Genomic DNA, 19,765 nt, shown 5'->3' on the forward strand with positions numbered 1-19,765 from the left:
CTCCTTGCTGTCGAGTGGGGGTCAAGTGGTCTGTGCAGGCGCTCAATGCGCCTGATCGGATTGCCTGCTGTTATCGTGGCTGCGGCCCGCGCCGTCGCGGTGGCCTATGGCGTGCATTTTTTCGATCATTTCACGCTGGCGCTGCGTGGCTTTTTCCGTTTCTTCCGCTGTCTTGCGCACCACTTCGTCAGCGAAGGCCACGGCCGTGCGGCTCGTTTCGGGCAGGTGGTTCTCTGCCGTGCGGTTCATCTCGACATTGGCGTTGGCGACGAGATTGCCGAGCTGCTGCTGGTATTGGTGCAGCTTGTTACTGCTTGGCTGCAACTGGCCAGCGGCCAGCGACATGAACTCGCCCGTGTCGCGCGCGCCCAGCAGTTGCTGGCTGGCGTTGCTCCACTCGTGCAGCAAGTCTTGCGCCAGCCGCAGATGCAGCTCGCTCAATTGCTGCGCCGTATCGAACATCTTGCGCGATAGTTCCGTGGCGAAATTGCACTGGGCCTCGAGATGGGACTTCAGGGCCGGGCTGAGACTGGGGAAAATACTGTTTGTGAACATGTTCTACCTCAATGAAAAGCTGATCCAGAAAACATCCGGTGCACCGGATGCGGCGTATGGTGAAACAAGCAAAGAGATAGACGCCGGATGGCGTGCCAGGTTCCACGCCAGTTACCGGTTTGGCGCGAGAATGGGAGCTGGCAGGCGCAAAAACGCGATGGCTTTGTGTTAGATCAAATGAACGCCAGTTAGCTCGCTGCTGCTGGCAGCCATGCTGTTTGTGTGGAAAATGCCGGCTTACCGGCCCGGCCGTGCGACAATAGCCGGCTCGCGGCAGCGCAGCCGATGGCCGGCGCGCGTGGCTGAGCCGAGCATCGCCTTACTTTTTTACCTATTTCCGCGACCATGACGCATCCCGAATACATACTGACCCTGTCCTGCCTGGACCAGCGCGGCATCGTGCACCGCGTGTCCGGCTTCCTGGCCGATCACGGCTGCAACATCCTCGATTCCGCCCAGTTCGGCGACCAGGAATCCCAGCTGTTCTTCATGCGCGTGCATTTCGCGCTGGAAGACGGCGCCGTCAGCGACGCCCAGTTGCGCAGCGACTTCGCCGACTTGTCGCAAGTCATGCAGCGCAATGGCCCCTTCCATGGCCAGTTGCACGATGCGCGCGTCAAGCCGCGCGTGATGCTGATGGTGTCGAAGATCGGCCATTGCCTCAACGATTTGCTGTTCCGCTACAAGAGCGGCTTGCTGAACGTGGAAATTCCCGCCATCGTGTCGAATCACATGGAGTTCTACCAGCTGGCGGCCAGCTACAATATTCCCTTCCACCACTTGCCATTGGCGGCCGGTGCGCCGGAAGCGGCCAAGCTGGCGCAGGAAGCGAAGATCCTCGACCTGATGGACACGCACAAGATCGACCTGGTGGTACTGGCGCGCTACATGCAAATCCTGTCGCCCGGCCTGTGCCAGGCGCTCGACGGCCGCGCCATCAATATCCACCACTCCTTCCTGCCCAGCTTCAAGGGCGCCAAGCCGTATGCGCAGGCGCACCACCGCGGCGTCAAGCTGATCGGCGCGACGGCCCATTTCGTCACGGGCGACCTGGACGAAGGCCCGATCATCGAGCAGGACGTCGAGCGCGTCGACCATGCGATGGATGCGGAAACGCTGACGGCCATCGGCCGCGACGTCGAGTGCGTGGTGCTGGCGCGCGCCGTGAAATGGTTCGTCGAGCATCGCATCCTGAAAAATGGCGACAAGACCGTGGTTTTCCGCTGATACCGACTTCACTATTTACTTTACCGAGACAGAAACACGATGGCCCTCAAAGCAACAATTTTCAAAGCCGATCTGCAGATCGCCGACATGGACCGCAATTACTACCAGGATCATGCGCTGACCCTGGCGCGCCACCCGTCCGAAACGGACGAGCGCATGATGGTGCGCCTGCTGGCGTTCGCCATCCATGCGGACGAGGCGCTGACCTTCACCAAGGGCCTGTTCGATACGGAAGAGCCCGACCTGTGGCAGAAGGATTTGACGGGCGCCATCCAGCTGTGGATCGAAGTGGGCCAGCCGGATGAAAAGCGCATCCTGAAGGCCTGCGGCCGTTCGGAACAGGTCATCGTCTACAGCTATGGCGCAACCAGCCACATCTGGTGGAAGCAGATCGCGAATAAACTGGAACGGGCGAAGAACTTGACCGTGATCAACTTGCCGTCCGAGGCGGCGCAAGACATGAGCAAGCTGGCGCAGCGCACCATGCAGCTGCAATGCACGATCCAGGATGGCCAGATCTGGCTGACCGACAGCGTCAACACGGTCCTGATCGACCGCGAACCGGTGAAGCCGGCACGCTGATGTTGGCTGTCTGAAACGCAAAAAGCCCGGATCGCTCCGGGCTTTTGTCATTGTGGGGGCTTAATTCGGCGCGGCACCCAGGCGCTTGATGCTGCTCGAACGCTGCTTGCTGCGGCTGATGCGCGGGTCGCCGTAGTAGCTGACTTCGCCCGAACCGCCGATGCTGATGGTCAAGTCATCCTTGGCCCATACCTGCGCCTCGCCCGAGCCGCCGATGCTCACCTGCACGTCGCGCGCGGCCAGCTTGCCCGCCTGGATATTGCCCGAGCCGCCGATCGACGCCGTCAGCTGCTCGGTCTTGCCGCTGGCCTTGAAGTTGCCGCTGCCGCCGATGGCCACGGACACCTGGCGGCTGTCGAGCTCGCGCGCGTTGATGGAGCCGGAACCGCCCACGTCGAAGCGCAGATTCTCGGCCCGCAAGCCCGTTGCCGTGATGTTGCCCGAGCCGCCCACGCTGACGCGCTCCACCTGGCGCGCCTGGATGACGATGGTCAGGCTGCTCTGGCGGAAATTCGCGTTGCGCTTGGCGGGGCGGATGCGCAGGGTGCCGTTTTCCACGGCTGTCTCGATCAGCGGCAGGATATTGTCGTCGGCTTCGATGGTGACGCTGTCCGTGTTGCCGATACGCAGTTCGACCGTGCCCGGCACGTTCAGCGCCACGCCATGGAAACTGCCCACTTCGCGCGTCTGTTTTTGCAGCTTCCCGCTGCCCTGGATGCTGTTGCCGGAAATCCAGTCCAGTGGCGAGGCCAGCGCCGGCGCGGCCGGCATGGCCAGCGCGCAGGCGGCCAGCAGCAGGGCGGTCGCGGCGCTGACGCGGCGGCGGTGGAAAAGTGTCGGTGTCATTCTTGCTCCCTGTTTTGAATTGGACTGCAGCCATGGTATGCGAGCCTGCTGCGCCTGCGTAGCGCGCTGCGACAGACTGCGCCGGCAGCGGCATGGAATGCAGGAGGATGCGACAGGATGGCATGAGGTATCATGCCGGTATTGGACATACGACGAGGGGCACGCGCCGCTCACACTACTGGAATTACATGCTGATCATCACCATCAAACAGGGCAAGGAAAAGAGCTTGCTGGGCCAATCGTGGATTTACGCGTCCGCGATTGAAAAAGTCGAAGGCAAGCCGCAGGAAAAAATGAAGCCCGGCTCGACGGCCATCGTGCAGAGTTCTTCGAAACAATTTATCGCCCGCGCCGCCTACAATTCGAAGTCGCAGATCCGCGCGCGCATCTGGAGCTTCAAGGAAGACGAACCGGTCGACCACGCGCTGATCAAGCGCAGGGTCAAGGCCGCCATCGAGAAAAAACTGCCAGCCATCAAGAAGGCCGGCGAAAACCAGCTGCTGACCCTGATCAAGGGTGAAGACGAGGGCTTGCCGGGCCTGGTGGTGCAACTGTTTGGCGGCGTGCAGGGCTATCTGATCTGCGAATTCAACGCCGGCGGCGTCGACGCCTGGAAAGTGGCCATCGTGCAATCGCTGATGGCGTCCACCGGCTGCGTCAACGTGTACGAGCGCTGCGACGACCTGATGCGCAAGGGCGAAGGCTTGCCCCTGATCGACGGCGCCCTGGCCGGCGAAGAACCGCCCGATGAAGTCATGCTGACGGACAACGGCGTGCGCTATGCGCTGGACCTCAAAACGGGGCACAAGAGCAAGTTCCGCTGAGAACGGCTGTTTGACATGAAAAGAACCGGCGTGAGCCGGTTTTTTATTGGATTACGCAATAAAAACACTGGGAGGGACGTCGAATCGTTGTGCCAGGGCCTTGATTTGCCGCACATTCAGATCCCGCTTGCCGTTGAGCACTTCAGAGACGACGCCTTGTGTGCCGACTTCCGGTACGTCGGACTGTGTCAGTGCATGTTGTTCCATTAACTGGCGCAGCGTGGCCGCAGGCGAAACAGGGGCAGCCGGGAAATGCTCCTGATCGTAATCGGCTATCAACCGGCCGATACTGTCAACCAACCCCGCCAACGGGTGTTTTTCATCGGCCGCCCCCGCGTCCAATAGCTGATGCAATACGCTGACAGCTTGTTCATAAGCGGGCGCATCAGGAATCGCCTGCAGAGGGACCAGTTTGGACAAGGCCTGATAGTGGACAGTGATTTCTGTAATCATCTCACGATGCATCAAGGTTTCCATGCGTCGTACTCCTTGTGCGTCAACACTTCCCGGATGAACAGCAATTGGCGATTGAAGTGAATGGCGGCAATGATCCGGTACTTGTTACCGCCAATATTAAAAACATAGTAATCACCGACGCGATCCGTGGCGTTAAATATCGACTTCAGCACGGCGAAATTGGCAAAAGGCCGCGATTCGATGATCTTGCGCCATGCCTGCATGGGCTCGCCCGCCAGGGGATGTTTCCTGGCGAAATCGATCAAAGCCTTGTTGGCGACGATGCGCATATGCCGAAGCGATGCCGTGACGAAGCGATATCATGAGCGCAGATTATCTCAATTTGAGATAATCGTCAAACGGCATTATTCCAGCGGCACGCTGCGGTATTTGTTTACCTCCAGCGCCGACACCGCCGGCGCATCATTGCCCCACGACGCGCGCAGATACGTGACCACGGCCGCCACTTCCGCATCATCCATGACGGGACCGAACGGCGGCATGCCGTAGGGACGCGGGTTGCCTTTTGTCCCGGGCGCGAAGCCGCCGTTCAGCACGAGGCGGATGGCGTTCACGGCCGAGACCGTCGTCAGCGCGCGGTTGCCGGCCAGCGGCGGGTAGCCGGGCGGTACACCCTTGCCGTCGGCCTGGTGGCAGCTTGCGCACTGCGCTTCATACAGTTTTGCGCCCAGCGCCAGTTGCTGCCGGGCTTGCTCCGACGTGTCGCGCGGCGCCCGTTGCGCGTGCTGCGAGGGGCCGGGCAGGCTTTTCAGGTAGACGGCCATCGCCTGCACGTCGGCGCCGCTCATGTGCTGCAAGCTTTGCCGCACGACCTCCGCCATGGGGCCGAAGACGGTGGCGCGCGGCGAGACGCCCGTTTGCAGCAAGTCCACGATATGCGCCGTGTCCCAGTCGCCCAGGCCCGCTTCCGCGTCGGACGTCAGCGACGGCGCATACCAGCCCAGCACGGGGATCAGGCCGCCCGACAGGCCGTCGTCGCTGCCGCCCAGGGTGGTGCGGCTGCTATGGCAGGCGCTGCAGTGGCCCAGGCCCTGTACCAGGTAGGCGCCCCGGTTCCACTCCATGCTTTTGCCCGTCAGCGGCTGGTACACGCCTGGCTTGAAATACAGCGCGCGCCAGGCGGCCAGCGCGATCTGCTGGTTGTAGGGGAAGCGCAGCGCGTGCGGCGTATTCTCCTGCTTGTGCGGCGGCACGCTCTGGAAATACGCATACAGGGCGTCGCTGTCTTCGCGCTGCACCTTGGTGTAGCTGGTGTAGGGAAAGGCCGGATACAGCAGCCGGCCGTCTTTCGACTTGCCGTTGTGGATGGCGCGCCAGAAATCGTCGGCCGTCCAGCTGCCGATGCCCGTTTCCTTGTCGGCCGTGATGTTGGGCGAGAGCACCTTGCCGAACGGCGTCTGCAGGGCGCGTCCCCCCGCGTAGGGCACGCCGCCGCGCGTCGTGTGGCAGGCCATGCAATCGCCCGCCTTGGCCAGGTAGGCGCCGCGCGCGACCAGCTGTTCCTGGCTCAGAGTGCTGGCAACGGCGGGCGGGCCCATGTCGTCGTCTGGGTACAGTACGAATCTGGCGCCGGCCGCAACGATGGCAACGCCGGCAATCGCGATCATCCATTTTTTCATGGCGCCACCTGCGCACCGGAGCCCGGCACGCCGCCGCAATGCAGGGGCAAGGGCAGGGCGATGCTGCTGGCGGGGCGCGCGTCGGCGCTGGCCACTTGCGTGCCCAGCCAAGCCGAGACGGCGCCCACGTCCGCATCCGACAGGCGCTGCGCCACTTGCGCCATGCAGTCGGGCGCGTGGGCGCGGCGGATGCCGTTCTTCCAGGCACCCAGCTGGGCGTTGATATAGTCGCGCGGCAAGCCCAGCAAGCCGGGGATGGCGGGCGCCACGCCGGCCAGCTTCTCGCCATGGCAGGCGATGCAGGCGGGAATCTTTTTACTGGTATCGCCGTGCAGCACCAGCTGCTTGCCGCGTTCCAGGGCCATCGTGCCGGCGCCGCTGGGCTGGGCCGGCGGCGGTGCAGGGTGCTGCGCCGCAAAATACTCGGCGATTTCGCGCATGTAATCGTCGGGCAAGTGTTCGACCATGTAGTTCATCATCGGATACTGGCGCCGTCCCTCGCGAAAGTTCAGCAGCTGGTTGTACAGGTAGCCTGAAGGCTTGCCGGCGATGCGGGGAAAGAAGGCGTCGTGGCGTTCCTTCGGCGCATGGCAGGCCGTGCACGCCTTGATGCGCTGTTCCAGGCTGTCGTGGCCGGCTGGCAGCGCGGCGGGCGCGGCCAGCGCCATGCAGGGCCAGGCGATCGCCAGGGCCAGCACCAGCACGGGAGGGGAATGCAGTAGCATGGGGAGTTGCATGGGGAAATAACCTGTCTCGTCGGTCGATATGCCGTGCCGGTGTTGCTGCCCGGATGTTGTTACCCTAGCATATACCGGGTGCTGTCACTGTGACAGGATCAGTTGTGCAATAAAACTACGGATCAGTTTGAGGAGCAGGGTTGAAACGATATGAGGAATTGGCGGAAGAAGTCGCCGCCATGATAGCCACGCAGTTGTTGCTGCCTGGCGATAAATTGCCCTCCGTACGCCAGCAGCATGCGCGCAGGGGCGTCAGCCCGTCGACGGTGTTCCAGGCGTATTATTTGCTCGAAGCGCGCGGCATGATCGTCTCGCGTCCCCGCTCCGGCTATTACGTGGCGCCGCAGCGCGCCGCGCTGGCCCCCGAGCCGGACAGTTCCCACCCGCTCGATGCCAGCACCACCGTCGACGTCAGCGACCTCGTGTTCGAGGTGCTGGGCGCCGTCGGCGCGCGCGATATCGTGCCGTTCGGCTCGGCCTTTCCCAGCCCGCATCTGTTCCCCATGGAACGGCTGGCGCGGGCCGTGTCGGCCAGCATGCGCCGCCTCGACCCGTGGAGCACCGTCACCGATTTATCCTTGGGCAATGCCGAGCTGCGCCGCCAGATCGCCCTGCGCTACCAGCTTGACGGCGTGCCCGTTTCCAGCGACGACATCGTCATCACGAATGGCGCGCTGGAAGCGCTGAACCTGTGCCTGCAAGCCGTCACGCGGCCCGGCGACACGGTGCTGATCGAGTCGCCCAGCTTCTATGCCTGCCTGCAGGCGCTGCAGCGGCTGGAACTGAAGGCGGTGGAAATTGCCACCAGCCCCCGTGACGGCGTCGACCTGGCCGCGCTGGAAGAGTTGCTGCAACGCCACCGGCCCAAGGCGTGCTGGCTGATGACGAGTTTCCAGAACCCCCTGGGCAGCCTGATGCCGCCGAAAAAGAAGCGCGCGCTGGTCGAACTGCTGGCGCGCCATGGCGTGCCGCTGATCGAGGATGATGTGTATGGCGAGCTGTATTTCGGCAAGCAGCGTCCGGGCCTGACGAAAAGCCACGACAGCGCGGGCCTCGTCATGCATTGCAGCTCGTTTTCCAAGACCCTGGCGCCCGGTTTCCGGCTGGGCTGGGCCGTGGCGGGCCGCTATGCGCGACAGGTCGAGCGCTTGAAACTGACGACGAGCCTGTCGGCGCCCATCCCCCTGCAGATGGCGCTGGCCGATTATCTGGCGCAGGGCGGCTACGACCGCCATTTGCGCCAGCTGCGCTTGACCCTGGCGGCGCAGCAAAACACCATGCTGCAAGCGATCGCCGTGCATTTTCCGCCCGGCACGCGGGTAACGCGGCCGCAGGGCGGCTATTTCGTCTGGGTTGAAATGCCGGCGGGCATCGATGCGCTGGCCTTGCACCGCAGCGCGCTGGCGGCCGGCATCAGCATCGCGCCCGGCCCCATCTTTTCCGCCACGCGCGCGTTTCGCCACTGCATCCGCCTCAATTATGGCCACCCGTGGAGTCCGCAGCTGGAAGAGGCCATCGCCACCCTGGGGCGGCTGGCGCAGAGGGCGGCAAGCGGTACATGAAAAAAAGTCCTTGCGCCAGCAAGTGTTTCATTCCAAAAGGAAATATTGCTGTTATATTGAAGTATCTATAACGAATGATGGGAATGATAATGGATAACACGCAGCCGGAACTGGGTCGTACGCAAGATACGACGCTGGCCATTCTGTCCCACGTTGGCGGCCTGTTCACCAGCTGGGTGGCGCCGCTGATCATTTACTTGATCAAGAAAGACGATGCGGATAAATTCTCGGCCGAGAACGCCCGCGAGGCGCTCAATTTCCAGATCACCCTGATCATCTGGTATTTTGCCTGCTTCATCCTGTCGTTCGTGCTGATCGGCCTGTTCCTGTTCTGGATCGTGGCGCTGGCCAATCTGGTGTGCTCGATCGTCGCGGCCGTCAAGGCCAGTAATGGCATCACTTACCGCTATCCCCTGACCTTGCGTCTGGTCAAATAAGGCTGCGCCGGCCGCCGGGTGTCAGCCCGGGCGGCCGGGCAGTATCAGGAATGACGCAAAGTCGGGCGCCACCGTGGTGGCAGTCCCTGTTTCGTGCGACCACAGCACGACCACCGGCTCGCCCGATGGCCCCGTTTGCGCATAGTCAAAACAATAGTAATCGCCCGTGCCGAACTGGGCAAAGGGCAGCAGGGATGCGGCATCGCCGTCATCCGTATTCTCGAGCCACTCTTGCCAATCGGTGCGGTAATGGCGTTCTATCGATTCCCACGTCTTGCGCGCATTGGCCGCGTCGTAGACGGGAAATATGCTCAAGGCGCCCAGCGCGCGGCCATTGTTGACCAATAACCATTGCACGTAGGACGCGGGCAGCCCACGCCCCAGCGCCTGTTCGGCGGCGGTGATCGCGTCAGGCGTGGTGCCGATGGACTTGTTCTTGCTCATGTTGCAGGAAGGCGCGCCGGCTCAGACGGCGACTGGCGGCGGGGCAGGCGGCGTGCTGACGCGCGGAGCTTTTTGCGGCGCCACCTTGCCGCCTTCGGCGATCCAGCGGCGGTACACGCGCAGGGCCACTTGCGCATCGTCGGCCGCGTACAGGATCTGCTTTTCCGTCAGGCGCGACGTGGCCCAGTTGGTAGTGGAGATCTTTTTCGATTTCTGCAGATGCAGGCCGAAAAATTTGGCCACGGCCGTCTTCGCGCCCAGGTCGTTGCGCTGGCCGCCGCGCAGGGCGACGGACAGGTCGAGCACCTGGGCTGGCGCGATGCCCAGCTTGTTGCGCAGGCGCTTGACGTCGTCGGACAGGCCAAAGCCCACCTTCAGGGTGGTGGTCGATTCGAGGATGGCTTTGAGTTCGGCCAGGGCCGGCGCCGGCGCGCTGCCCACCTGGAACAGGTAGGCGATGTCGTCGGTAGCCAGCTGGATCAGATGGGGCCCCGTGGAGGACTCGCCCTTCACAAAAGTAGGCTTCGACTCCGTATCGAAGCCGATGGCGTCCGCTGCCAGCAGGGCGGCCATGGCCGCCTGTGCATCATCGCTGGTGCGTACCAGCTTGACGTGGTCGAGGGCGATGCCTTGATACGGGGGGAGTGGCGGTACGGCAGCTGTGTCCATGAAACCGGATCAGCCTTTGCGCGAGAATTTCGCGGTCAGCTGATTCAGTTTTTCCAGGCGCAAGCGGTTCGCTTCTTCGGCGGCGGCCGCGTCGCGCTCGGCTTTCTTGCGCTCGGCTTCCTTCTTGAAGCGTTGCTGCAAGACTTGCGTGGCGTGGTCGCGGTGCGTTTGCGTCACTTCCGCGCCGGCCGTGCCGTCGAGGTCGTAGCGGATCTTGGCTTTTTCCATCACGCGCAGGTAGCGCAGCGAACCCGTGTGGATGCCCAGCGCCGTGCGCATCAGCTTGCGATCCAGGTCCGGCAGGCGCGCCAGGATCTGCTTGTCGATACCGATCGACAAGGGCAGGCAATCGCGGAATGGCGGGAATTGCTCCTGGAACTGCTTCAGCAGCGCGCGTGCGGTCAGGCCGGCAGGCGCCGGCGTGGTCGCTGCGGCCGGTGCCGCCGCTGGGGCTGCATCGACTGGCGTGTCAGGAGTGGTGGCTTGCTGGTCTGGCGTGGAGCTGGTCATCGACATCATTGGTTGGGCTATAAAAGGGGAGCATAGCACGCGCCACAGGCAAGTGCATTGTCTTTTTTGGCAACTTGCGCTGCAACAAGCGGGTCCGCCCTACAGCGGACACAGCGCGAAATACGGGAAATGTGTATAATGTCGGCTTGCGCTGATGACTGGACCCCGTTTTTGATGGTCTGGCTCAGGTGTGCAGGGGATAGGAGCAGTGCGGTGCAGGGCCATCATTATTGATATTTTTGATATCAGATATTTTGCTTATCAATTATCCAGATAACTGGCCTTCGTGCATAATCTTGCTCTCCGCTGTGTCTTCACTGAACAACAATAGATTCAAGCCCGTTCTGGTACGGGCTTTTTTTCATTCCGCAATGTACATCGCTTATTTATCTGACCCGGCTTCGGCCCCGCCGCTCCGCATGACGGATGCGCGGGCTTTGAACGTCCCGATAGACAGGCGCCGCTGCCGTTAACACGGCAGCCGCAACAATACGCTCCATCGAGTCCGGTTTCGCAGGCTTAGGTGGAATCATTCACTTCGCGCCGACACCATCTGGTCTCGCATTAAGAGATATCTCATGAAGAATACGCCAAAAACTTTAACGTTGTCCGCCAAGGCGCCACGCCCAGCCGCGGCGCCACTTGCCGTACCCAAAACGACTTTATCTTACTTCATCGATAATGCGCAAGCGAATCCGGAAGCCACCGTCACGACGGCGCCGACCGTCGTCACCGTGGTGAAGAAAAGCCGCTCGCGCCTGGCTGCCGTGCCGCCGGCCGATGCGGCTGCCGAAGCGCCAGTGGCGGCTGTCGACGCCGTTGCCGAAGTGGCCGAGGTGGCCGACGCCGCACCGGCCAAAACGCCAAGCGTGAAGGTCGCCCCCGGCGCCAAGGCCCCGGCCGCGCCGCGCAAGGTCAGCGAAAGCGCCGCCACGAACAAGGTGGTGACGGCAGCCCGCTCGAAAGTCGTGCGCGCCAAGCCTGAGGCAGCGCCCGTGACCATCATCACCGGCGCGCAAGTGGTCAGCAAGACCACGGACGCCGATGCCCTGGCCGCCATCGACACCTCGAATTACTTCCTGCCGACCGTCAAGGTGCCAGGCCGCCGCGGCCGCAAGCCGAGCGAATTCACGCCGGAAAACGATGAAGTGGCGGCACTGAACGCCGTCGAGCGCGCCGAACTGAAGGCCGTGTCGAAAGCGCGCGACCGCAAGGCCAAGGGCGGCCTGGCGGACGCGCTGGGAGATCCGGAAGCATCGGCAGCGGACCTGGAACGCCGCCGCAAGCAGATCACGGGCTTGATCAACATGGGCAAGGAACGCGGTTTCCTCACCTACGCCGAGATCAATGACCAATTGCCGGAAAACATCATCGATCCGGAAGCGATCGAAGGCATCATCGCCACCTTCAACGACATGGGCATCGCCGTCTACGAGCGTGCCCCTGATGCGGAAAGCCTGTTGTTGACTGACAACGTCGCCACCGTCACCAGCGACGATGAAGTGGAAGCGGCTGCCGCCACGGCCCTGTCGACGGTCGACTCCGACTTCGGCCGCACCACCGACCCCGTGCGCATGTACATGCGTGAAATGGGCGCCGTGGCGCTGCTGACGCGCGAAGGCGAGATCGAGATCGCCAAGCGCATCGAAGGCGGCCTGAAGGACATGATCCAGGCTATTTCCGCCTGCCCCACCACGATCGGCGAAATCGTTGCGCTGTCGCAAAAAATTGCGCGCGATGAAATCAAGGTTGATGAAGTGGTCGACGGCTTTGTGGATTTGAACGAAAGCAATGCCCCGGCGCCGGCCGCCGCTCCCGCCGCCGCCGCCGCCAGCGGTGACGACGAGGAAGAGGAAGAAGAAGCCGAGGAAGAAGACGGCGACGCCAATGGCGGCGCGGCCGGTTTCTCCAGCGAGCAACTGGCCCAGCTGAAAAAGAATGCGTTGGAGAAATTCAACGTCATTTCCACGCAGTACGACAAGATGCGCAAGGCGCCCGAGGGTTACAACTCGAAAGCCTACATCAAGGCGCAGGAAGCCATTTCGCAGGAATTGCTGGGCATCCGCTTCACGGCCAAGGTCGTCGAAAAGCTGTGCGACACCCTGCGCGGCCAGATGGAAGAAGTGCGCCACATCGAGCGCGCCGTGCTGGAACTGTGCGTGAACAAATGCGGCATGCCGCGCGCCCACTTCATCAAGGTGTTCCCGGGCAATGAATGCGACCTGGAATGGGTCGACCGCGAAGTCGACTGCAAGTACCCGTACAGCGCCATCCTCAGCCGTAACGTGCCTGCCGTCAAGGAACTGCAAAAGAAGATGATCGACCTGCAAGCGCGCGTGGCCCTGCCGCTGGCGGACTTGCGCAAGATCAACAAGCAGATGGCTGCCGGCGAAAAGCGCGCGCGTCACGCGAAACGCGAAATGACGGTCGCCAACTTGCGCCTGGTCATTTCGATCGCCAAGAAATACATCAACCGCGGCTTGCAATTCCTCGACTTGATCCAGGAAGGCAACATTGGTCTGCTGAAGGCCGTCGATAAATTCGAATACCGCCGCGGCTACAAGTTCTCGACCTACGCCACCTGGTGGATACGCCAGGCGATCACGCGTTCGATCGCCGACATGGCGCGCACCATTCGCGTGCCGGTGCACATGATCGAAACGATCAACAAGATGAACCGCATCTCGCGCCAAATCATGCAGGAAACGGGCAGCGAGCCGGACCTGGCGACCCTGGCCGTCAAGATGGAAATGCCGGAAAACAAGGTGCGCGAAATCATGAAGATCGCGAAAGAGCCGATTTCCATGGAAACGCCGATGGGCGAAGATGGCGATTCGCAACTGGGCGACTTCATCGAAGACAACACGACGTTGGCGCCGCTGGACGCCGCGCTGCACGCATCGATGCGCAACGTGATCAAGGAAGTGCTGGACTCGTTGACGCCGCGCGAAGCGAAAGTGCTGCGCATGCGTTACGGCGTGGAAATGTCGAACGACCACACGCTGGAAGAAGTGGGCAAGCAGTTCGACGTGACGCGCGAGCGCATCCGCCAGATCGAAGCGAAAGCCATGAGCAAGCTGCGCCAGCCTTCGCGCTCGGACAAGCTGAAGACTTTCCTGACGCAAAACTAAGCGGTCAGCAGGCAATAAAAAAAGAGGCGCAAGCCTCTTTTTTTTCGTCCCTACCTGTGACGATTTACAGAAAATGCGTGCGCTGTCCCAGCAGGCCGGCGCGCACGTGCCGGCGCGCGCGGAACAGGGCTGCGCCGCAGGCGGCGGCGATGACGGTCAGGAAGAACCAGTCCAGCGGGTTGCGGCGCGGCGGCGGCGGCGATGCTTGCGAGGGCACGGCGAAGGCCTGGAATTTATGCCCTGTGTAGACGGCGCCCACCACCAGGCCGGCGTCCGTGATCTTGTTGGTCAGATACAGGCCGTCGTCGCGGCGGCGTACCGTCATCACGCCTTCCTTGTAGACAAAGGTCATCGGTTCAAAGCCGTTGATGTTGACGCTGCCGACGACGTGCCCGGCCGCGTTGACGGCTGTGGCGTAGCTGTCGCCCTGGCCGATCAGGGCGCCCAGGTCCAGCATGCGCTTGCCATCCCAGGCAAACGCGTGCCAGCGGCGTTTTTCCGTTTCCGAGGCGCCCACGATCAGGCCCGCGTCATTGATGGCGGTGGCCGAGCTGATGCGCCCGCCGGGCAGGGTACCGATTTCCTGCATGCCCGCGCCGGGGTGGTAGACGAAGGCGCGGCGGTAGCCATCGCCGCGCTGGGCCGTGCCCACCACCACGCCATGGTTGTTCAGGCCGCTGGCATAGCTGCTGGCGCCGCCCAGGGTGCCCAGGTCTTGCAGGCTGTGGTCGGCTTTTGTCACAAAGGCGTGGAAATCGCCGCCGCTCGTGTCGGCATAGCCGGCCACCTGGCCGCCTTGTGCGATGGCCGTGGCATAGCTGCTGGTACCGCCCAAGGTGCCCAGGTCGCGCATGCCGCCGGCCGCGTCGTAGCGGAAGGCGTGCCAGGCGCCGCTGGCCGTTTGCGCCGAACCGACCACCGCGCCATGGATATTGATGGCCTTGGTAAAACCTTCATCGCCGCCCAGGGTGCCCAGCTCGCGGAGGCGGCCATGCTGATACGTCACGGCGCGGCGCCGTCCTTCTTCTTCCATGATGATGCCGGCCACCAGGCCAGCCGGGTTCAGGTCGGATGCGATGCTGCCGTTGCCATCCCTTTCTCCAAAGCCCCGTTCGGCATAAATGGTGGCGCTGGCGTTGGAAACGGCGGCCAGCAGGAGCAGGCCGAGCAATGGGGCGGGGAGGCGGGAGAACCGTGTCAGCATGATAGTTTCCTCTAGGAAAAAACTTACTATACTTTTATTTGCCAAAAATGCATATCTAATTTGTTACTGTTTTTGGTAATGTTTGTGTTCGGGCATGGCCGGCATGGCGCGCCTGGCGGCGTGGGGCAGGTAGATGGTCAGCACCGTGCCCCGGCCCGCCTGGCTGTCGATGCGCAGTTCGCCGCCCAGCGCGTGGACACGTTCGCGTATGCTTTTCAGGCCGAAGGCGGCCCGCTTGCCGTCGTCGCCCGGCTGCATGCCGATGCCGTTGTCGCTGATGCGCAGGATGATGGAATCCGCATTTTGCTCCAGCGCCACCTCCACTTCGCTGGCCTGGGCGTGGCGCACGATGTTCGACAGCGATTCCTGCAGCACGCGGAAGATGGCCGAGGTCTGGCGCTGATCGAGGCCCAGGTCCGGCACCTCGCTGTCGAGCGTGAGCCGGTAGCGGATGGCGCCGCGGCCCTCCATCTGGCGGAGCAGCCATTCGGCCGCCGGACCCAGTCCCAGTTCGAGGGTGCTGGGATGCAGGTCATTGATGATGGTGCGCACCGAGCGGATGGTGGTGTCGATGGTGTCGAGCACGCGCTGCGCGTGGCGGTGCAGGCGCGGATGGGTCTTGGCCGTGCGCGCGTGCAGCAGCGACACATCGATGCGCAGCACCATCAGGTTCTGGCCCAGGTCGTCATGAATGTCGAGCGCGATGCGCCGGCGTTCCTCTTCCTTGATCGTTTGCTGGTGGTCGCTCAGTTCGCGCAGCTGGGCCAGGGTGCGCTCCAGGTTTTCCTCGTTGCGCTTGCTGTCGGTGATGTCGATGGCCATGGCGATGATCATCTGCGGCCGCCCTTCGGCATCGAAGATGGGTTTCTTGTGTGTCTGCAGCAGGCGATTTTCCTGCAGCTGCGCATTCCATACCAGTTCTTCGCGTATCACCACCTTGCGGCTGGCAAACGCTTCCTGGTCCGCCGCGTGGAAGCCCACGTTCTGGTCGCTGGGGAAATGCTGCAAGTCGCGCCCTTCGGCAATGTCCTGCTGGCGCACGCCCCATTGCTGCTCGCAGGCCTGGTTCATCAGCACGATGCGCGAATCGGCATCTTTCAGGAACAGCGACAGGGGCATCATGGAGATGATGTCCTGCAGCCGTTCTTCGCTGCGCGCCAGGGCCGCTTCCGTTTGCGCGCGCATGGCGATTTCCGCCGATAGCTGGAGATTGACGTCGAGCAGCTGGGCCGTGCGCAGGGCCACGCGGCTTTCCAGTTCCGCATGGGCGACGCTCAATGCATGTTCGGCCCGCTTTTGTTCGGTGATGTCGCTGGCCAGCACGAGCGCGCCCGTCAGCGTGCCCTGCTGGTCGTACAGGCGGCGGCCGCTGATCATCGCCCAGCGTTCCGAACCGTCGCTGTGCCGGTATTGCAGTTCTCCCATGCAGCTATCCGTGGCTGTCTGGCGCAGCGGACACAGGCGCAGCAAGGTCGCCTCATCGTAGAATTCGCTCATTTTATGGCCCAGCAGCTTTTCCGCAGGCATATCGAGCATGTCGCACAGGCGCTGGTTGAGATGCAATATCGTGCCTTGCGCATCCGTTTGCCACATGCCGTCCTGCGCCGTCTCGCTCAGGTGGCGGTAGCGCATGGTGCTGGCATCGAGCTGCAAGCGCGTGCTGGCGAGGTGGGCGCGCAGCTTGCGCATCAGCCACATGGCCGTGCCGGCGGCTGCCGCCAGCAGCAGCAACAGCCAGATATGTTCCCAGGAGTCGAGCTCCTGCCAGGCCGCGCCGGCCAGCCAGCCCAGCACCACCAGGACGAGGGCGGCGCATGCCGTACTCAGCGTTTCAATCGACCATTTGCTCATACGCGTCCCTGGCGTCATCGTTGGCCGCTGCGGTGCACGTGGCGCCGGAGTGGGAAAAGTATTCGACGCTAGTGTAATACCAAATGTTGTTTTATTGAGAATATTTTTCCATTTGGAAAGCAAAAGGGCCGGCCCTTGCGGTGCCGGCCCCTGCTTGCCGAAGGCAATGCGGCGCGATCAGCCCGTGTTGCGCAAGCCTGCCGCCACGCCATTGATCGACAGCTGGATGCCGCGGTGCACCCGTTCATCGACTTTACTGGCGCTGGACAGGGCGCGGTTGCGCTTGATCAATTCCACCTGCAAATGGTTCAGCGGGTCGAGGTAGGCGAAGCGGTTCTGGATCGAGCGGGCCAGCAGCGGATTGCCCGCCAGGCGCTCGGTATTGCCGGTGATCAGCTCCAGGCAGCGCAAGGTGTTGCCATGCTCTTCCGTGATGCGCTTGTAGATGCGTTCGCGCAAGTCCTGGTCCGCCACCAGTTCCGCGTAGCGCGAGGCGATGGCCAGGTCCGTCTTGGCCAGCACCATGTCCATGTTCGACAGCAGGGTGGCAAAGAACGGCCATTCGGCGTACATGGCGCGCAGGGTGGCGATCCTGTCATCCTTCGACGCTGGCTCGCCATCGTTGATCCACGCTTCGATGGCGCTGCCGAAGCCGAACCAGCCCGGCAGCAGCAAGCGGCACTGGCCCCAGGAAAAGCCCCAGGGAATGGCGCGCAAGTCTTCGATGCGCTGGTTGGCCTTGCGCGAGGCGGGGCGCGAACCGAGGTTCAGCTCGGCGATTTCCGCAATCGGCGTGGCCGAGAAGAAATACTCCGTAAAGCCCGGCGTTTCATACACGAGGTGGCGGTAGGCGTGATAGGCGAGGTCCGACAGCTGCGCCATCACGGCTTCGAATTGCGCCAGCTGGCCGTTGCGGGCCGGATTGGCTTCCTGCGGCGCCAGGCTCGCTTCCAGGGTCGCGGCGACCAGCAATTCCAGGTTGCGCCGGCCGATTTCCGCGTTGGAAAACTTCGAGGCGATGATTTCGCCCTGCTCCGTCAGGCGGATCTGGCCGTTGACGGTGCCCGGCGGCTGCGCCAGGATGGCTTCGTAGCTGGGTCCGCCGCCACGGCCCACCGTGCCGCCGCGGCCATGGAACAGGCGCAGCTTGACGCCGGCCTTCTGGAAATCCGTCACCAATGCCAGTTCCGCCTTGTACAGTTCCCAGTTCGACGTGAGAAAACCGCCATCCTTGTTCGAATCGGAATAGCCGAGCATGACTTCCTGCAACTGTCCCTGCTTGGCGATCAATTGCTTGACCAGCGGCAAGGCCATGAGCTGGCTCATGATGCCGGCCGCGCGCTGCAGGTCGGGGATGGTCTCGAACAGGGGGATGACCATCAGCTCGCACGTGCTGTCGCCGTCGCCCCCGGCCTGCCAGTCGGTGCGCAGCAAGCCTGTTTCCTTTTGCAGCAGCAATACTTCCAGCAAGTCGGAGACGGTTTCCGTGTGCGAGATGATGTAGTTGCGGATGGCCCGCGCGCCGTAGCGCTGGCGGATGTCGCGCGCCGCGCGCAGGATGGCCAGCTCGGAATCCGTTTCCGTGGCGTAGGCGATGTAGGGCGAGTACAGCAGGCGCGGCTGGGCCAGTTCGTTCAGCAGCAGCGCCTGCTTGTCTTCCTCGGATAGGGTCGTGTAGTCGGCGGCCACGCCGCTTTTCGCGAACAGGTCGGCCAGCACGCGCTCGTGCACGTCGGAAGTCTGGCGCATGTCGAGCGACGCCAGGTGGAAACCGAAGATGTCGGCCGCCCGCGCCAGCGTGGCCAGGCGCGGGCGCACGAGGGCCGCGCCGTGGTGCGACTCGAGCGAGGCGACGATGGTGCGCAAGTCGGCCACAAAGGCGGCCGCGTCAGGATAGGGGGCGGCCGCGCCCACTTCCTTGCGCAGGATGTTGGTGGCGCCCAGCGCGCGGGCCGTGGCGGCCAGGCGCGCATAGATGCCGATCAGGGCGCGGCGGTACGGTTCGTCGCTGCGGTGCGGCGAGGCGTCCGGCGACTGGTCGGCCAGCGCCTGCAGTTCGGCGCTCACGCCCACCATCAGGGTCGAGACGGACAGTTCCGCGCCCAGCGCGTGCACTTCGTCGAGGTAAAAGTCGAGGATGGTGGTGGCGTGGCGCGCCAGCGCGTGCTGCATGGTGCCCGCATTGACGTTCGGGTTGCCGTCGCGGTCGCCGCCGATCCAGCTGCCCATCTGCACGTAGGCTGCATTGATCGGCTCGATCGTGCCGTTGCCGTTCGGGTACTCGGCGGCGATGTCTTCCTCGATGTCGTCGTACAGGCCCGGCAATTCGCGCAGGAAGGTGATGCGGTAGTAGGACAGGGCGTTTTCGATTTCGTCGGCCACCGTCAGCTTCGAGTAGCGCAGCATGCGCGTCTGCCACAGGGTGGCCACGCGCGAGCGCAGCAGCTGCATGTTGGCCTGCCGTTCCTTCGGCGTCTGCGGCAGGTCGCGCTCGGCCAGCAGGCGGGCGATGTCGTGCTCGGCGTCGAGGATGCTCTTGCGCTGCACTTCCGTCGGGTGGGCCGTCAGCACGGGCGCGATCAGGGCGTCCTGGAAGAAGGTGTCGACGGTCTTGCGCGGCACGCCGGCGGCGCGCAGCTTCTTCAGTGCGAAGCTGACGCTGCCCTTTTGCGCCGGGGAACCAGCCAGCAGGTGGGCGCGGCGGCGGCGGATGTGATGCTGGTCTTCCGCAATGTTGGCCAGGTGCGAAAAATAGGAAAAGGCGCGCACGACGGAAATCGTCTGTTCGCGGCTCAGTTCCTTCAGCATGGCGTCGAGTTCCAGCGCGGCGTCGGCGTCCGCTTCGCGGCGGAAGCGCACGGAAGTCTGGCGTATGGTTTCCACCACATTGAAGACGGCGTCGCCTTCCTGTTCGCGCAGCACGTCGCCCAGCAGGCGGCCCAGCAGGCGGATATCTTCTTTCAGCGGCGCGTCCTTGTCGGAGCCGGCCGCTGGAACTATTTCTGGTGCTACTGCGTCATTGAGCATAATAAAGAACCAAAGTAAGTGTAAAAGCAAGGGAATGTGGATCGCACCGGGCGTTTGGCCGCA

18 protein-coding genes are annotated in these 19,765 nt (G+C 63.1%); 6 read left to right on the forward strand and 12 right to left on the reverse strand.

Translation table 11 applies throughout. From position 1 onward, the window contains the following. Window positions 1–42: 42 nt before the first annotated feature. Entirely contained in the window at window positions 43–555 is a 513-nt protein-coding gene (locus tag AC1RBA_RS18660) for a phasin family protein (RefSeq protein WP_070224980.1), read from the reverse strand. A gap of 345 nt (window positions 556–900) precedes the next feature. Between AC1RBA_RS18660 and purU the strand changes: the two genes are divergently transcribed. Together purU and AC1RBA_RS18670 are read left to right on the forward strand one after the other, a co-directional pair. After that, on the forward strand, window positions 901–1,782 hold the full coding sequence (purU, locus tag AC1RBA_RS18665; protein ID WP_070224981.1) for a formyltetrahydrofolate deformylase: 882 nt from the start codon (window positions 901–903) through the stop codon (window positions 1,780–1,782). Between the two features lie 39 nt (window positions 1,783–1,821). After that, the gene (locus AC1RBA_RS18670) at window positions 1,822–2,364 is read left to right on the forward strand and encodes a YaeQ family protein (RefSeq protein WP_070291303.1); all 543 of its coding nucleotides are present in this window, start codon (window positions 1,822–1,824) and stop codon (window positions 2,362–2,364) included. A 60-nt stretch (window positions 2,365–2,424) separates the two neighbouring features. Here AC1RBA_RS18670 and AC1RBA_RS18675 read toward each other — a convergent pair whose 3' ends face one another. Beyond that, entirely contained in the window at window positions 2,425–3,210 is a 786-nt protein-coding gene (locus AC1RBA_RS18675; RefSeq protein ID WP_492419525.1) for a head GIN domain-containing protein, read from the reverse strand. A gap of 188 nt (window positions 3,211–3,398) precedes the next feature. On the opposite strand from AC1RBA_RS18675, the gene AC1RBA_RS18680 reads away from it, so the two are divergent. Then, window positions 3,399–4,034, forward strand: a complete 636-nt coding sequence (locus tag AC1RBA_RS18680; RefSeq protein WP_070224987.1) for a class I SAM-dependent rRNA methyltransferase — start codon at window positions 3,399–3,401, stop codon at window positions 4,032–4,034. Between the two features lie 51 nt (window positions 4,035–4,085). On the opposite strand, the gene AC1RBA_RS18685 is transcribed toward AC1RBA_RS18680, so the two are convergent. The 4 genes from AC1RBA_RS18685 to AC1RBA_RS18700 form a co-directional block, all read right to left on the reverse strand. Continuing rightward, window positions 4,086–4,511 (reverse strand): helix-turn-helix domain-containing protein, encoded by a 426-nt coding sequence (locus AC1RBA_RS18685; RefSeq protein WP_083287837.1) that lies wholly within the window; start codon window positions 4,509–4,511, stop codon window positions 4,086–4,088. Beyond that, entirely contained in the window at window positions 4,499–4,780 is a 282-nt protein-coding gene (locus AC1RBA_RS18690) for a type II toxin-antitoxin system HigB family toxin (RefSeq protein ID WP_409026816.1), read from the reverse strand. The genes AC1RBA_RS18685 and AC1RBA_RS18690 overlap by 13 nt, the downstream gene beginning before the upstream one ends. Before the next feature lie 75 nt (window positions 4,781–4,855). Then, window positions 4,856–6,130, reverse strand: coding sequence for a c-type cytochrome (locus tag AC1RBA_RS18695; RefSeq protein ID WP_230505937.1), 1,275 nt, complete (start codon window positions 6,128–6,130; stop codon window positions 4,856–4,858). Continuing rightward, window positions 6,127–6,855, reverse strand: coding sequence for a c-type cytochrome (locus AC1RBA_RS18700; protein ID WP_492419528.1), 729 nt, complete (start codon window positions 6,853–6,855; stop codon window positions 6,127–6,129). The genes AC1RBA_RS18695 and AC1RBA_RS18700 overlap by 4 nt, the downstream gene beginning before the upstream one ends. Window positions 6,856–7,007: 152 nt before the next feature. On the opposite strand from AC1RBA_RS18700, the gene AC1RBA_RS18705 reads away from it, so the two are divergent. Together AC1RBA_RS18705 and AC1RBA_RS18710 are read left to right on the forward strand one after the other, a co-directional pair. Further along, on the forward strand, window positions 7,008–8,429 hold the full coding sequence (locus tag AC1RBA_RS18705; RefSeq protein ID WP_492419530.1) for an aminotransferase-like domain-containing protein: 1,422 nt from the start codon (window positions 7,008–7,010) through the stop codon (window positions 8,427–8,429). An 89-nt stretch (window positions 8,430–8,518) separates the two neighbouring features. Further along, window positions 8,519–8,866 carry a DUF4870 domain-containing protein gene (locus tag AC1RBA_RS18710; protein WP_492419532.1) on the forward strand — a complete coding sequence of 116 codons (348 nt, stop codon included), beginning with the start codon at window positions 8,519–8,521 and terminating at the stop codon, window positions 8,864–8,866. 21 nt (window positions 8,867–8,887) lie between these two features. Here AC1RBA_RS18710 and AC1RBA_RS18715 read toward each other — a convergent pair whose 3' ends face one another. The 3 genes from AC1RBA_RS18715 to AC1RBA_RS18725 are packed head-to-tail and all read right to left on the reverse strand — an operon-like array spanning window position 8,888 to window position 10,498. Then, window positions 8,888–9,310: an SMI1/KNR4 family protein gene (locus tag AC1RBA_RS18715; RefSeq protein WP_070313169.1), complete on the reverse strand. Its 423-nt coding sequence runs from the start codon at window positions 9,308–9,310 to the stop codon at window positions 8,888–8,890. Between the two features lie 21 nt (window positions 9,311–9,331). Beyond that, window positions 9,332–9,979 carry a 3'-5' exonuclease gene (locus tag AC1RBA_RS18720; protein ID WP_492419534.1) on the reverse strand — a complete coding sequence of 216 codons (648 nt, stop codon included), beginning with the start codon at window positions 9,977–9,979 and terminating at the stop codon, window positions 9,332–9,334. A 9-nt stretch (window positions 9,980–9,988) separates the two neighbouring features. Beyond that, window positions 9,989–10,498 (reverse strand): ProQ/FINO family protein, encoded by a 510-nt coding sequence (locus tag AC1RBA_RS18725; RefSeq protein ID WP_070224995.1) that lies wholly within the window; start codon window positions 10,496–10,498, stop codon window positions 9,989–9,991. Window positions 10,499–11,067: 569 nt separating this feature from the next. Between AC1RBA_RS18725 and rpoD the strand changes: the two genes are divergently transcribed. Continuing rightward, window positions 11,068–13,620: an RNA polymerase sigma factor RpoD gene (gene rpoD / locus AC1RBA_RS18730; protein WP_492419536.1), complete on the forward strand. Its 2,553-nt coding sequence runs from the start codon at window positions 11,068–11,070 to the stop codon at window positions 13,618–13,620. Between the two features lie 64 nt (window positions 13,621–13,684). Here rpoD and AC1RBA_RS18735 read toward each other — a convergent pair whose 3' ends face one another. The 3 genes from AC1RBA_RS18735 to ppc form a co-directional block, all read right to left on the reverse strand. Continuing rightward, complete coding sequence (locus AC1RBA_RS18735; RefSeq protein WP_492419538.1) at window positions 13,685–14,824, reverse strand: HAF repeat-containing protein; 1,140 nt, start codon at window positions 14,822–14,824, stop codon at window positions 13,685–13,687. 63 nt (window positions 14,825–14,887) lie between these two features. Further along, entirely contained in the window at window positions 14,888–16,675 is a 1,788-nt protein-coding gene (locus AC1RBA_RS18740; RefSeq protein WP_492419540.1) for a PAS domain-containing sensor histidine kinase, read from the reverse strand. A 177-nt stretch (window positions 16,676–16,852) separates the two neighbouring features. Continuing rightward, window positions 16,853–19,702, reverse strand: coding sequence for a phosphoenolpyruvate carboxylase (gene ppc / locus AC1RBA_RS18745; RefSeq protein WP_492419542.1), 2,850 nt, complete (start codon window positions 19,700–19,702; stop codon window positions 16,853–16,855). Window positions 19,703–19,765: the final 63 nt, after the last annotated feature.

It is taken from the genome of Janthinobacterium sp. GW823-FHT03B06, from assembly GCF_058796955.1.

Excerpts from the sequence above, each read along its gene's own strand:
- AC1RBA_RS18660 (WP_070224980.1), bottom strand. The coding sequence starts at position 555 with ATGTTCACAAACAGTATTTTCCCCAGTCTCAGCCCGGCCCTGAAGTCC.
- purU (WP_070224981.1), top strand. The coding sequence starts at position 901 with ATGACGCATCCCGAATACATACTGACCCTGTCCTGCCTGGACCAGCGC.
- ppc (WP_492419542.1), bottom strand. The coding sequence starts at position 19,702 with ATGCTCAATGACGCAGTAGCACCAGAAATAGTTCCAGCGGCCGGCTCC.
- rpoD (WP_492419536.1), top strand. The coding sequence starts at position 11,068 with ATGAAGAATACGCCAAAAACTTTAACGTTGTCCGCCAAGGCGCCACGC.
- AC1RBA_RS18740 (WP_492419540.1), bottom strand. The coding sequence starts at position 16,675 with ATGAGCAAATGGTCGATTGAAACGCTGAGTACGGCATGCGCCGCCCTC.
- AC1RBA_RS18695 (WP_230505937.1), bottom strand. The coding sequence starts at position 6,130 with ATGAAAAAATGGATGATCGCGATTGCCGGCGTTGCCATCGTTGCGGCC.
- AC1RBA_RS18690 (WP_409026816.1), bottom strand. The coding sequence starts at position 4,780 with ATGCGCATCGTCGCCAACAAGGCTTTGATCGATTTCGCCAGGAAACAT.
- AC1RBA_RS18720 (WP_492419534.1), bottom strand. The coding sequence starts at position 9,979 with ATGGACACAGCTGCCGTACCGCCACTCCCCCCGTATCAAGGCATCGCC.
- AC1RBA_RS18675 (WP_492419525.1), bottom strand. The coding sequence starts at position 3,210 with ATGACACCGACACTTTTCCACCGCCGCCGCGTCAGCGCCGCGACCGCC.
- AC1RBA_RS18700 (WP_492419528.1), bottom strand. The coding sequence starts at position 6,855 with ATGCTACTGCATTCCCCTCCCGTGCTGGTGCTGGCCCTGGCGATCGCC.
- AC1RBA_RS18685 (WP_083287837.1), bottom strand. The coding sequence starts at position 4,511 with ATGGAAACCTTGATGCATCGTGAGATGATTACAGAAATCACTGTCCAC.
- AC1RBA_RS18715 (WP_070313169.1), bottom strand. The coding sequence starts at position 9,310 with ATGAGCAAGAACAAGTCCATCGGCACCACGCCTGACGCGATCACCGCC.
- AC1RBA_RS18725 (WP_070224995.1), bottom strand. The coding sequence starts at position 10,498 with ATGATGTCGATGACCAGCTCCACGCCAGACCAGCAAGCCACCACTCCT.
- AC1RBA_RS18680 (WP_070224987.1), top strand. The coding sequence starts at position 3,399 with ATGCTGATCATCACCATCAAACAGGGCAAGGAAAAGAGCTTGCTGGGC.
- AC1RBA_RS18710 (WP_492419532.1), top strand. The coding sequence starts at position 8,519 with ATGGATAACACGCAGCCGGAACTGGGTCGTACGCAAGATACGACGCTG.
- AC1RBA_RS18670 (WP_070291303.1), top strand. The coding sequence starts at position 1,822 with ATGGCCCTCAAAGCAACAATTTTCAAAGCCGATCTGCAGATCGCCGAC.
- AC1RBA_RS18735 (WP_492419538.1), bottom strand. The coding sequence starts at position 14,824 with ATGCTGACACGGTTCTCCCGCCTCCCCGCCCCATTGCTCGGCCTGCTC.